We start from the raw sequence: 12,664 nt of genomic DNA on the forward strand, positions 1-12,664 counted from the left end.
CGATCAAAAGTGTCCTGACTCGAGTTCGCCCTCGAGTCGCTCAGAACAGGTAGTCCCTGATGAACCGTTCGAGCAGTCCCCGATGCCGTCCGTCGTAGGTCTGGACCATGACGGTGGTACAGTCGACCGCATCGACGAGATCGTCGGCGGCGCTACCGCGGAATCGCGCTTCCACGCCGATCGGCCCGGCCCCGACGATGAGTAACTCCGCGTCGGCGACGAAGCGAGCCATTCCCTCGACCGGCGAATCGGTCTCGAGCACGCGCGATCGAACCGGAACGGTACAGATCCGCATCAGTTCGGAGTGGTACCGTTCTGCGGCCTCCCGTCGGCTCTCCGGCGCGTCCTCGGGAATCACGCGAACCAGTACGATCTCAGCGCCGGTCTCTTCGGCGACCGCATCCGCTAAGAGGAGTTTCACCGGGTCGTACGGTCCACCGCCCCGGCTGGCGACGGCGATCCGTTCGACCGTCTCGAGGCCTCGGTCCTCGACGAGGGCGACATCACACGGGGCGTTCTGGCGCAGCCACGCCGTCTCGCTTGCACCGAGGAGTCCGGGAATCCCGTTGCCAGTGTGTCGCTGGGTGATGATGAGGTCGATGTCCTCGAAGGTCGCGAAGTCGACGATCGCCGCCTTGTGATCCTCGCTGACGATCCGGCGATACTCGACGTGAGTGTCGTATTCACTGGGCCCCTCGAGTGTCGCGGCGGCTGGTCCGCCGCCGGAGGTTCGATGGTCCGTTTCCAGCATCTCCGGCGGGAACCACTCCGGTGCGTCCTCGGGGTCGTCAGGCAACCAGTCGGGAAGCTCCGTCGATCGAACCCTGGACCGACGCGAAGGGAGGATGTGCTCCGGTTCGTCGTAGAACTCGACGACCGAGACGGCCGTCGACCGGAGTCGGCCGAGGTCGAGGGCGATTCGAAGCATGTCACGTCTGGCGCGGTCCGGCGTCGCTTCGGTGATCGCTACCAGCAGGGTGTACTCCCGCTCGGATTCGAACAGGCCACGGGTTCGGTCGGTCGCCGACGCTCCGACACTCTCACGGACCTTTGCTCGAGCGACGCCCTCACGATCGATCCCACCCTGGTAGTACCTGACGTAAGCAAAATACCAGGCGCCAGCGAGTGCGCCGATGCCCACCGCTCCGACGACCGCAACGATGCCGGTGTACGCCAGCACAACGAATCCGCCCGCGATTCCGAACAGCGGCATCCACGGGTACAGTGGCGCCTCGAACTCCGGGTCGTACTCCTGGACAGCCCCTTCCCGGAACCCGATCAGGGCAACGTTCAGGAGAATAAAGACGAGAATCTGGAACGCACTCCCGAAGGCAGCGACCTGCTGGATCGGGAAGATCGCGACCAGCGCGATCAGGACGAGACCCGTCAGCGCCACGGCGTAGACGGGTGTCGTAAAGCGCTCGCTCACCTCCTCGAGTCTCGAGGGGAGCACGCCGTCACGGGCCATCGCGAGCGGGAATCGCGATGCGGCGAGGATACCGGCGTTGGCAGTCGAAGCGAGCGCCAGCAGGGCTGCAACGACGATAACCAGTGCGAACACGTTGCCGAACCCATCGAAGAGCTGCTCGGCTGCTAGCGCGATGATCGCACCCTCGCCCTCGCTCGTGAGGATCGCCTCCGGAGTGGCAGCGATCGCTTCCGGGATGTCGAGGACGCCGATCGTCACGTAGACGACGACTGCATAGACGAGGGAGACGAACGCAAGCGCCAGCCCGATTGCGAGCGGCAGGTTTCGACCTGGGTCTTCGACCTCCTCTGCGACCGCGCCGACTTTGGTCAATCCCGCGTACGAAATGAAGACGATCGCCGTCGCCTCCAAGAGTGCCGAGCCGCCGACGGCCGGGCTGAACGCACCTTCGACGCGGACGCCTTCGATCTGTGGAACTCCTGAGAAGACGTAGGCTGCGAGAATCGCAATCAGGATGCCGACCAAGCCGAACTGCAGCTTTCCGGAGCCTTCGGCACTGACGAGGTTGATTACCGTAAAGAAAATCGCGAGTACGACCGCGATCAGCGTCACGAACTCCGCGAGCGTCTCGCTGACGTACAACAGATACGGGACGCCGCCGACCAGCGCGAGCGCGCTCTTCAACGACAGCATCAGCCAGGTCCCGATGCCAGCGATCGTTCCGAGCAGCGGCCCCATACTGCGCTCGACGTAGAGGTATGGGCCACCGTCTTCGGGAATCGCCGTCGACATCTCAGCGACGGCCAGCGCGGCAGGGAGGACGAGTACGGCGGCAATGACGAAGCCGAGTACGGCTGCGGCGTCGGCTAGAATCCACGCGACGCCAGGAAGAACGAAGATCCCCGACCCGATCATGGCACCGACCGCGATCGCGAACGTCTCGGCCAGCCCGAGGTCTCGTTTCAATCCACTCGGCATCGGTCTCTCCCCTCGTGTACGAGGTGTTCTCGGGGACGGATCGGGTCGGTTCGATCGGCGCTTCTGTGGCCGCCAGCGGGGTCGCCCCGTTCGGAGAGCCGTTCTGGCGGGTTGGACGGACGGTGGGCAAGCAGTGCGCTGCGGTGTTCGTCAGCGGGATGCACCCGCCGTCCGTGCCAATCGGTCGGGACGAGAGACGACGCTGTTCGATGGAGCGGTCGGCTCGGGCACGCGAACGGACACTGTCGGGCGGGAGCCACCGAAGCGCAGTCACGCGGCGAGAGCGGCGGCGTCACACACCCGATCTGTCCGGCGGTATCAGTCACTACGTGGGAGTTGGTTGGCACGGGTACATCACCGGTCGAAAGCCAGCCTGCATGCCGGCGGGTAATTCACCTGACGAGACGGGACACGATTCGGCGTCGACTGCGGATTACGTCCAACCGGTCGCTCGACCGGTCGACGTCACTAGTAGCTACTGACCGTCAGTGCACGCCCGACCGGACGGCGGCTGTACGATCGGTATGGGACCGTTTCAGTCGGTGCTCTCCGAAGCTCGGGGTTGGACCGAGTTGGTTCGTCCGCGCCGGGTGGAGCCTCTAACGCCGGCGCGGACCGACGATGCCTGTGTGAGGGGGGCTCAGTCGTCAGCCGGACTGAAGCCGGGCAGGCTCGAGCCGTAGTCTGCACCCGCGGTGACCTCCGAGGGTTCTTTGATCAGCCACATCATGATGAGCACCGTCACGATGTACTTGCTGATGATGTCGAGGATGCTGTAGCCCCAGGAGGTGATCGCCACGTCGAGCAGGGCGAACCCTTCGACACCGAGCGCCCACAGGATCGGGTAGCCGAACCACGAGACGACGGTCAGGATCTTCAGCGTGTTGAACAGGTCGATCGTCCCTGTCTGTTTCGCCTCGGCCGTCCACTCGACGAGGATGATGTAGACGATGACCAGGAAGAACAGCGAGCTAATCACGAACCACCACCAGCGCATGACCAGCGAGGAGGTCGTGAGTGCCGCTGCGAGGCCGGTGACACACATCGCGATGGTGAACGCGACCGACGTCAGGATCTTCGTCATGTTCGAGCCGGCGATCATTCCGAGGGCGATCAGGATAAACGGCGTCGAGAACGTCCACGTGAGGTATCGGCCCCACATCGTCAGGACGCCGTCCTCACCGGCGGTCGTCATTCCCTCCGCGGGATGGCCCGCCGGCATCTCGATAATACTCAATGTGAGTCCCGAGGTCAACCCGGAATAACTCGAGATCGATACGACGGAGATCAACATCACCGACACCGCGATGAGCTTCGCTCGTGGATCAGTGAGGTTACGCCCGAGATAGACGATCAGGAGGATCGTCAGACCCGCGAGCGCGATGTTGAGTACGAACGACCACGCAAGCAAGGGGTCGCTGAATACGTATTCGAAGAGGTCTGCCTGTGTTATCTCGAGCGGCTGTGCGAGTGCCGTCTTGTCGAGGGGTGCTGAGGGTACCATACGTCCAGTTTAGATCTCAGTGTATCGTGGGTAAAAGGACCCCCCCTTACCTGTATGGGCAAGAGAGGTTTCACCGAGTTGACCTGGACAAATACGGTGGCGAGAAGGGGTAGTAAGTCAACATAGTCACGGACCTAATACTCTCTTTGGAGCGACAGTAGCCGGTGGAAACTCGAGAACGAGGTCCGAGTCGTTCGGGTCGGAGCCGTGGGGTGTTCGCACGTCCGACGGGATCAGAACGGCAGGAGACGGCCGACGCCGGTCGGTCGCATGTCGGCTCGGATGGTTTCGGCGACGTGTTCGCCGCTCAACAGACACATCGGGACGCCGATTCCGGGGTTCGTGTCGCCGCCGACGTAGTAGAGGCCGTCGACACCGGGCGCACGATGGCCGGGACGCATCGGACCGGTCTGAAAGAGCGTGTGAGCGAGGCCGAGCGCAGTGCCCTGTGGTCGGTCGAGTCGCCGTTCGTAATCGGAGACGGCGGTCAGCTCCTCGAGTAGGATTCGGTCGCGGAGGTCGACCCCCGTCGTCGCTGCCAGATCCGCGAGCACCGCATCGCGGTAGGTCGTCCGAAGTTCCGGCCCGTCCTCGAGTCCCGGCGCGATCGGGACGAGGATCACGACGGTCGAACAACCCTCGGGTGCGACCGACGGGTCCGTTTCCGAAGGGACGTTGACGTAGTAGGCAGGGTCCTCGGGCCAGTGTGGCTCCTCAAAGATCGACTCGAAGTGGGGGTCCCAGTCGGTCGGCAACACGAGCGTGTGATGCTCGAGCGGGTCGACGTCGCCGTCGACGCCGAGATAGAGCATGAACGCCGACGGTCCCCACGTCCTGTCGTCCCAGTAGTCCGGTTTCCGGTCGACCGCGTCGGCCGGGAGCAGCGATCGTTCGACCGACGCCGGCGGCGCGTTGCAGACGACTCTGTCGTGGACGTACTCGTCGCCGCCGAGGCTCACCGCGAGCCCGTCCGCCCGTGGGACGACCCCGTCGACCTCGGCGTCGGTGTGGATTTCGACGCCCTGGGCCTGCGCGACTCGCTCCATCGCCTCGACGACCTCGTACATTCCACCCTGTGGGTAGTAGACGCCCATTCCGAGGTCGACGTGGCTCATCAATTTATACAGGGACGGGGTGTTGTGCGGCGAGCCACCGAGGAAGACCAACGTGTACTGGAGGAGCTGGCGAAGTTTCGGATGGTCGATGTACGTCCGGACGTGGTCGTCCATCGAGCCGAGCAAGGTAAGCCCGCGGGCTGACCGAGCAACCTCGAGCGAGAGGTAGTCGCGAAACCGGGTTCGGTTCGCCATCACGAACCGGTTCATTCCGATCTCGTAGGCCTCCGCGGCGTCCTCGAGATAGCGCCGAAGCGCGTCGCCGGCACCCGCCTCGTAGGATTCGAACAGGGCGGCGGTTTCCTCGAGATCGGTCGTCACGTCTGCCCGGTCGCCGTCGTCCCAGAAGACACGATAGTTCGGCTCGAGTTCGACGAGCTCGTAGTGGTCGGCCGGCGAGTCGTCGAAGTGCTCGAAAAAGCGCTCGAAGACCTCGGGGATGAGATACCACGACGGCCCGGTGTCGAACCGGAAGCCGTCGGACTCGAGCCGGTTGGCTACGCCGCCGACTCGACTCTCGCGTTCGTAGACGGAGACGTCAGCGCCGGCAGCGCCGAGGTACGCACTGGCGGCGAGTCCACCGATCCCGGCACCGACGACGCCGATCGTCTCGTCGTTGCGGTCAGCGTCAACCATTATCCGATGTTAGCCGCCGAGTCGGGAAAGCGCGAACCGCCGTGGTCGGGGTCTTCAAAACAGTTCTCCACTGGGGGGTGTAGATCAGCCCGGACTCGACTCGAGGCAGACTAGTTTGGCCCTCGTTATATCACGATCCCACCGAATCGATCGGTATGGCAACGACCGGTCGTCCAGAGATCGACGACGGCGAGCGGGACGTGAGTACGTCGGGTGCTGATGGACCGATCGAGAGCGATACCTCCGGCGGCGTTCGTGCACGGCTGGCGATCCGCGACCCACCCGGCTGTGCGGTCGCCGACGTGGTAGCCGACGGAGCAACTGCAACCGACGTCCAGTGGGCCGATGCGTCCGCCGGCACCGTCGAACAGTTCCGCGCCCGTCGTGGCCTCGAGGCCGAGCCGATCTTCGCCGCGGACGAAGAATCCGTCTACCGCCTCGCCGACGCTGATGCCGACAGGGACTGTCCATGTCGGTGGATCGAGTCGCTTGGCTATCCGATCGCGGACGTCTCGGTGACGGGTCAGCCAAGCCAGCTCGTCGTGACGCTCTTGCTTCCCTCTCCGGAGCCGATCGTCGAGATCGTCGACGCCCTCGAGTCCCGTGGCGTGTCGGTCCGACTCGAGTGTCTCGTCAGATCGATCCCGCACGACGACGAGTCGATCGTCGTCGACGCCGGTCGGTTGACCGACCGCCAGCGCGAGGTGCTCGAGGTCGCCTACCGGATGGGGTACTTTTCGTATCCGCGGGAGGGGAACGCGACGGCGGTGGCCGAAGAACTCGGTATCGTCAGGTCGACGTTCACCGAGCACCTCGCAGCCGCTCAGCGCCGGCTGTTCGAGGGGGTCTTCGACGAGCGCTAAACGCGGTTTTTCGAGGGCGATGAGGTGGTAGAGCGGAGCGCCGCAGCGTCGCAGGTCAGGGGACGTACCAGATCCCGCGTTTGAAATCGAGCCACTCGCCGACGACGACGTGTGGCAGGGCAACGATACAGATGAACAGGGTGTAAAACGCTACCAGTCCGGGGAGCAACGCCGCGCCGCCGAGGGGGTCCGGCGCGATACCCCAGATCGCGACCATCACGAGTGCCGTCGCCAGTGCGCCGACGACCAATACTCCCCAGGCGGCAACGACGGGCATCCCGTCATCGGGACTGGCTTCCTCGCGTTCGACGACGACGCTACGGGCGGACTGACGCAGCGAGTACCACAGCGGGAAGTAGAGCCCGATGGCGACGACGACGGGCACGACCGTAAAAAAGACGACGAGCAACGAGGTTTCGAACGCGTCGAGCATCCAGGAACGACTCATCCCATCGATCAACAGGCCGCCGCCGAGGTGGGCGACGACGCCGACCCCGAACAGTCCGAGCAGCGCGATCCGGGCGGGTTCGACGTACGCGATGCCGGGCAGTCCAGCCCCAGGGTCGAAGACGTTCAGCATGATCGTAGAGAAACTGGTGTACGGTCCGACCCACAGCGCAAGCGGGAGGATCATCACAGCACCGCCACGGACCAGTGCGGCCAGCACCCGCTGTGATCGGTACTGCAGGTGGTCGGTCCCGACGATGGCGTCCATCACCCGGAGGTCGCCGTGTCCTCCCTTCGCGACCGCCGTCGCGAGCGCGATCAGTAACGCCAGTGCCGGGGCGACCAGAAACAATCCGACGAACGCGGCGAGAAACGCCACGTAGAGTGCGACGTACCGGAGGCCAAAGGGCAGCCCCCGGCGCCTGACGTTCGTGAAGTGCTCGTAGCCGCCGTGGGGGAGGTTCAACGCAACCATCCCCACCAGATAGATCACCATCTGCGTCTCGAGCGAAGGTCGGATGCCAAGAAGCAGTGTCGCGCCGAAGATGACGATGAGCGCGATCAATGCCCCTCTGGACGCGTTGATAAGTGTGTGCTCGACTGACGGCACACGCCGCGACTCGAGCCCGAACGAGTGCGTTCCCATACCAACTCGTTGGGCCGACGAACGGTTGGGTACTGACCGTACCACGGCGGCTCTTTTTAACGGGGTTAACGACCGACTGCTGGGAGTTGGCACAAACGTTTAGCACGCCAAATTAGAAACATCCGACATGAGAGACGGTCGTATCCTCGTGGTCCATCCGGAGGACGGAAGCGGTCCCATCGAGCGTGCGCTCGAGGAGGCTGGCTATCTGGTCACCGTCGTCGAGCGGGCGACGACCGCAGTAGCCAGAGTCTCCTCGGGTGAATTCGACTGCGTCGTCAGCGGTTACGAGTTGCCAGGTGACGACGGGGTGGCGTTGCTCGAGGCGATCCGTGAGGTCGACCCAACGCTCCCGAAGATCATGTACACGGCCGACGATGCCGTCGCTGACGACGCGTTCGAGTGTGGAATCGATCGGTTCGTCACGCGGAACGGGGCGGCGTCGCTCGATCGACTGATCGGGGAGGTCACGGCAGTTACCTCGGAGACGACCGACCCGCCACAGGACGTCTCCGATCACGAACCCGATCCCGAAGCGATCGTCCGGGCGATCGACGATGCACCGATCGGGATCAGTCTGAGTCACGCGTCGCTCCCCGACGACCCGCTCGTGTACATCAACGATGCCTGGGAAGACATCACTGGCTACGATCGACAACACGCCCTCGGGCGAAATCCACGATTCCTCCAGGGACCCGCCACCGACGCAGAGACGGTCGAGGCGATCGGAAACGCCATCGGGAACGACGTTCCGATCACCGTCGAGGTCCAGAACTACCGGCGCGACGGAACGCCATTCTGGAACGAGTTGACGGTCGCCCCCGTTCGCGACGACGACGGCGAGGTCACCCACTACGTCGGCTTCCAGAACGACGTCACCGATCGCAAAACCGCAGAAACCATCGTCGAAGAGCGAACCGCGAAACTCGCCGAAGAACGACGGGCACTCCGGCGGCTGCTCGAGCACGTCCACGGGCTACTCAACGAGATTACGGACGTGCTAGTCACCGAACGTGACCGACGCGTCATCGCCCAGCGTGTCTGTGACGAAATCGCCACCGTTGGGACCTATCCCGCCTGCTGGTTCGGGTCGACCACGCCGACGGGCGACGCGCTCGTGCTGGAGGCGTCGACCGGACTCTCCGAAACCGTCGACTCTCAACTCGAGCTAACAACGCTTCCAGCGCCCGTCGAGGACGTCCTCGAGTCCGGCGAGCCTGGGGCCTGTCGGGTCGGTGAGTGTACAAGCGAGATCCTCGGTCCGGCCACGGTCGGTGCCAGACGGCTCGCGGTCGTCCCGGTCGCGTACGGACACAAGCGCTACGGGCTGCTCGGTGTCTACGGCGACCGAGGTGAGACCCTCGACCGTCGCGAACAACAACTGTTCGCATCGATCGGACGCATGGTCGGCAGTCGACTGAACGCCATCCAGACGCAAGAGCTGCTCACTGCAGACCGGGTCACCGAAATCGAAGTCGAGATCAGAGACGAGCAGTTCCCGCTGTCTGCGGTCGCTGGCGAGCTCGAGGGGCCGGTCGAATACGTTGGACTGACTCATACCCCGGACAGCGCGTCCTGTGAGTTGTTCTGTACGACGACGGCCGACACGTCGTCTGTCGACCTGTCGGCACTCGCGTTCGTCGACGATGTCCGGAGGATAACCGACACAGGGGCCGGGACGACGTTCGCACTCACCGTCGAGTCGGCGTCGCCGTTCCGTGACCTCGCTGAGTACGGCGCATCGATCAGCGAACTCATCGCTCACCCGAGACGGGTGGTGCTCACGCTCGAACTCTCGCCGTCGGACGAGGTTCGGTCGATTCTCGACGTTCTCAAAGCCCAGTACGATCAGGTGACGCTTCGATCCCGGACCGAACGCGAGACGCGCACACGAACGGTGCTCGATTGTTCGGCGATGCTCGAGGAGCGTCTGACGGACCGACAACAGGCCGCGCTCGAGGCGGCACAACTGAACGGCTACTTCGAGTGGCCACGACCAGCGGATGGGGCGGAGATCGCAGAGACGATGGGGATCACTCGACAGACGTTCCACCAGCACCTTCGAGCGGCCGAACGAAAGCTCGTCGAGACCTACGTCGGTACCGGATCGAACGGACAGGTGTCCTGACGTGTTTGGCCACACCCCTATGCCCGTTGGGGTACAATCAATCGGTGTGATGACGTCGCGTGTACGCTCGAGGAGTCGGTGTCGAGGACGGTCGAGGAGTCCGTGGTGTATCGACGGCAGCCTAAAACCCGGTACGACGCAGTCCGTCCCATCACCGGTAGGACTCACGACGAACCGATGCGTGCCGCTCGAGGGTGATCGTCGATGAGTCCGCCGCTCAGTTATCTCGAGTTTCACCTGGTGTTCATCGTACCGCCGATCCTGCTCCTCGGAGCGCTCGCCTGGTGGCGAGACGACGCCTGGCTCGACCGCCGGTCGCTGTCCGGACTCGGGATTTTGATCGGGCTGGCGGTCGTGTACACGACCCCGTGGACGAACGTGATGATTCCGGAGGGGGTCTGGTGGTACGGCGAGGGTGCCGTCGTCGAGCGGATCTGGTATACGCCGGTCGAGGAGTACCTCTTTTTCGTCTTACAGCCAGTGGTGACGGCGTTGTGGCTGTTCCAGTTTCTCGACGTCGCGGACCGGTCACTGCAGATCCCGCTGTCCCACCGCGTCGTCGGCGTCCTGGCGGGACTCGCGATCTGTCTCGTCGGCTGGCTGCTGCTCGGAACGACGTCGACGTACTACCTCGGCTCGATCCTGTTCTGGGCCGGGCCGATCCTCGCGATTCAGTGGGGCTTCGGGCTGACATACCTCCGGGACACCTGGCCGATCGTCACGCTGGGCATCGCCGTCCCGACGCTCTATCTCTGGGTCGCCGACGGAATCGCGATCGGCCTCGGTATCTGGGAAATTTCGACGACCCACACCGTCGGCGTGTCGGTACTCGGGCTCCCACTCGAGGAGGCGCTGTTCTTCCTCGTAACGAACGTCTTCATCGTCCAGGGGATCGTCATGTACGTCTGGGTGCTCGAGCGCAAGCACGAACTGGTCGAGCTGGCCTCGTTCAACGATCGACCTGCGGCCTACGAAACCGACTGACGATGCGCCACGCTCACACCGCGATCGGTCGTCGATCACGGACGGGTCTCTCTCCCCGCCGAGATGCTCGACGCCCACACTGTGAGTGTCGGTGTAAGTCACAGACTCGAGTTCGACGCGAGCGTGGCGGCGATCCGTGCGGAGTGACATCGAGCCGAACGGCTGTACGAACGAGGGGGCGCTGACGTCGCGTCTCCAAATGAGCAGGACGTGGTTTCTTTACCATCGTACTCGTGTGACCCAACATGCTCACGGTCAGTGACTCGATCGAGATCGACACCGACGTCGAACGCGTCTTCGAGTACCTCGACGATCCGTACAATCACGCCGAGGTGACGCCGAGTCTCTCGGACGTTCGGGATGTCGAACCCCTCGAGAACGGCGGGAAGCGACTGGCGTTCACCTACCAGATGGCCGGAATCGGCCTCGACGGCGAGTTGGTCCAGACGGTCGCCGAGCCGAACGAGCGGCTGACCTTCGACATGCGCGGACGGCTCGAGGGTGAGATCGACCTCGCGCTCGAGCCGACGGCCGACGGGACGCAGCTGACTTACACCGGCCGGTACGACCTTCCGGGCGCTGTTCTCTCGCGAGTCGCCGAGCCGTTCGTCAGACGGTACAACGAGCGTGAACTCCAGACGACGCTCGAGAACACCAAGAACCGACTCGAAGTCGAGGAGTGAGCGGCGAAACCACACGACGGGCAACGGTATCGGTACTGACCGATCCCATCGACGCCTCCGCGAGCGTCAACAGTTAACTGGACACCTGTAGACGAGCCCGTATGTCACGACTCGACCGGGCCGACCGCGAGCGGATCACCGCGCTGTTCGACCGCCAGCTCGAGGTCGGACTCCACCACGGCGCGCAGTTGGCCGTCTTCGTCGACGGCGAACTGGCGCTCGACCTCGCCGGCGGCGTGACCGAACCGAACGGCAGTGAGACGACACGCGATACCCGACACGTCCTCTTCTCGTGTACGAAGCCGTACGCAGCCGTCACGCTGCACGCGCTGGTCGATGACGGCGACCTCGGCTACGACGACCGCGTGGTCGACCACTGGCCCGAGTTCGCCGACGAGGGGACTACGAAAGCCGAGATCACCGTCCGACAGGTACTGAGTCACACCGCCGGACTCACCCAGAGCGAACTCGACGCACGACCCGATCTGTGGGCCGACTGGGTCGCCTGCATCGAGACGCTCGAGGCCACAGACCCCGTCTACCAACCCGGTGAGCGGGCGGCCTACCATCCGCTGACCTACGGCTGGCTGGTCGGTGAACTCGTCCGCCGCGTCGCGGGGACGCCGATCGAGGAAGCCGCTGCCGAGCGCGTCTTCGACCCACTGGAGATGGTCGACACCGGGATCGGCCTCCAGAGCCACGAACCCGACGACGTCGCAACGCTGGTCGCGTTCGATGAGTTCGATCGCTGTCACGACCCCGGCGAAGGACTCGGCGACTATTCTCAGGTGGCCGCCCCGTTCAACACGACGGCCGTCCGCCGAGCCGTCGTCCCCGCCGCGACGGGGATCGGCACCGCACGCGACATGGCCAGATTCTACGCCTGTCTGGCCAACGGCGGCGAGTTCGAGGGGACTCGCATCCTCTCTGCGGAGACCGTCGAGGCGGCGACCACGCTCGAGGCCGAAACCGACGCCGACGGCACTCTCGGCCGGCCCGGCCGGTTCGCACTGGGCTTCTGGAAGGGTGGGACGGCCGCAGACCCGTACGGCTCGCTCACTCCCGAGTACGTGTTCGGTCACGCCGGCCTCGGGAGCAGCGTCGGCTGGGCGGACCCGGAACTGAACGTCGGCTTCGCGTCCGTCACGAACGGCGTCCGCGAAGGATCGTACGAGCACGTCGCACGGGCCCGACAGCTGGCAGATGCCGTCCGCGTGGCGCTTCACCGGTCCGAGTGACTATACTCGAGCA

9 protein-coding genes are annotated in these 12,664 nt (G+C 64.4%); 5 read left to right on the plus strand and 4 right to left on the minus strand.

The features are described from left to right. Positions 1-40 precede the first annotated feature (40 nt). The 3 genes from AArc1_RS03990 to AArc1_RS04000 all read right to left on the minus strand — a co-directional run bounded on the left by AArc1_RS03990 (position 41) and on the right by AArc1_RS04000 (position 5,662). Positions 41-2,407, minus strand: coding sequence for a universal stress protein (locus AArc1_RS03990; RefSeq protein WP_117363125.1), 2,367 nt, complete (start codon positions 2,405-2,407; stop codon positions 41-43). 640 nt (positions 2,408-3,047) lie between these two features. Next, entirely contained in the window at positions 3,048-3,911 is an 864-nt protein-coding gene (locus AArc1_RS03995; RefSeq protein WP_117363127.1) for a bacteriorhodopsin, read from the minus strand. Between the two features lie 233 nt (positions 3,912-4,144). Continuing rightward, complete coding sequence (locus AArc1_RS04000) at positions 4,145-5,662, minus strand: phytoene desaturase family protein (protein ID WP_117363129.1); 1,518 nt, start codon at positions 5,660-5,662, stop codon at positions 4,145-4,147. 155 nt (positions 5,663-5,817) lie between these two features. On the opposite strand from AArc1_RS04000, the gene AArc1_RS04005 reads away from it, so the two are divergent. Beyond that, positions 5,818-6,525: a helix-turn-helix domain-containing protein gene (locus AArc1_RS04005; protein WP_117363131.1), complete on the plus strand. Its 708-nt coding sequence runs from the start codon at positions 5,818-5,820 to the stop codon at positions 6,523-6,525. 55 nt (positions 6,526-6,580) lie between these two features. Here AArc1_RS04005 and AArc1_RS04010 read toward each other — a convergent pair whose 3' ends face one another. Next, positions 6,581-7,618 carry a Brp/Blh family beta-carotene 15,15'-dioxygenase gene (locus AArc1_RS04010; protein ID WP_117363133.1) on the minus strand — a complete coding sequence of 346 codons (1,038 nt, stop codon included), beginning with the start codon at positions 7,616-7,618 and terminating at the stop codon, positions 6,581-6,583. Positions 7,619-7,745: 127 nt separating this feature from the next. Between AArc1_RS04010 and AArc1_RS04015 the strand changes: the two genes are divergently transcribed. The 4 genes from AArc1_RS04015 (at position 7,746) to AArc1_RS04030 (ending at position 12,651) form a co-directional block, all read left to right on the plus strand. Then, on the plus strand, positions 7,746-9,746 hold the full coding sequence (locus AArc1_RS04015) for a bacterio-opsin activator domain-containing protein (protein WP_117363135.1): 2,001 nt from the start codon (positions 7,746-7,748) through the stop codon (positions 9,744-9,746). A gap of 204 nt (positions 9,747-9,950) precedes the next feature. Further along, entirely contained in the window at positions 9,951-10,730 is a 780-nt protein-coding gene (locus AArc1_RS04020) for a lycopene cyclase domain-containing protein (RefSeq protein WP_117363137.1), read from the plus strand. A 245-nt stretch (positions 10,731-10,975) separates the two neighbouring features. Further along, the gene (locus AArc1_RS04025) at positions 10,976-11,413 is read left to right on the plus strand and encodes an SRPBCC family protein (RefSeq protein WP_117363139.1); all 438 of its coding nucleotides are present in this window, start codon (positions 10,976-10,978) and stop codon (positions 11,411-11,413) included. 101 nt (positions 11,414-11,514) lie between these two features. Continuing rightward, on the plus strand, positions 11,515-12,651 hold the full coding sequence (locus AArc1_RS04030) for a serine hydrolase domain-containing protein (protein ID WP_117363141.1): 1,137 nt from the start codon (positions 11,515-11,517) through the stop codon (positions 12,649-12,651). Positions 12,652-12,664: the final 13 nt, after the last annotated feature.

It is taken from the genome of Natrarchaeobaculum sulfurireducens, assembly GCF_003430825.1.
Taxonomy (GTDB): domain Archaea; phylum Halobacteriota; class Halobacteria; order Halobacteriales; family Natrialbaceae; genus Natrarchaeobaculum; species Natrarchaeobaculum sulfurireducens.

What these genes read in the sequence shown, in the direction of transcription:
- AArc1_RS03990 (WP_117363125.1), bottom strand. Translation starts at nt 2,407, where the DNA reads ATGCCGAGTGGATTGAAACGAGACCTCGGGCTGGCCGAGACGTTCGCG.
- AArc1_RS03995 (WP_117363127.1), bottom strand. Translation starts at nt 3,911, where the DNA reads ATGGTACCCTCAGCACCCCTCGACAAGACGGCACTCGCACAGCCGCTC.
- AArc1_RS04000 (WP_117363129.1), bottom strand. Translation starts at nt 5,662, where the DNA reads ATGGTTGACGCTGACCGCAACGACGAGACGATCGGCGTCGTCGGTGCC.
- AArc1_RS04005 (WP_117363131.1), top strand. Translation starts at nt 5,818, where the DNA reads ATGGCAACGACCGGTCGTCCAGAGATCGACGACGGCGAGCGGGACGTG.
- AArc1_RS04010 (WP_117363133.1), bottom strand. Translation starts at nt 7,618, where the DNA reads ATGGGAACGCACTCGTTCGGGCTCGAGTCGCGGCGTGTGCCGTCAGTC.
- AArc1_RS04015 (WP_117363135.1), top strand. Translation starts at nt 7,746, where the DNA reads ATGAGAGACGGTCGTATCCTCGTGGTCCATCCGGAGGACGGAAGCGGT.
- AArc1_RS04020 (WP_117363137.1), top strand. Translation starts at nt 9,951, where the DNA reads ATGAGTCCGCCGCTCAGTTATCTCGAGTTTCACCTGGTGTTCATCGTA.
- AArc1_RS04025 (WP_117363139.1), top strand. Translation starts at nt 10,976, where the DNA reads ATGCTCACGGTCAGTGACTCGATCGAGATCGACACCGACGTCGAACGC.
- AArc1_RS04030 (WP_117363141.1), top strand. Translation starts at nt 11,515, where the DNA reads ATGTCACGACTCGACCGGGCCGACCGCGAGCGGATCACCGCGCTGTTC.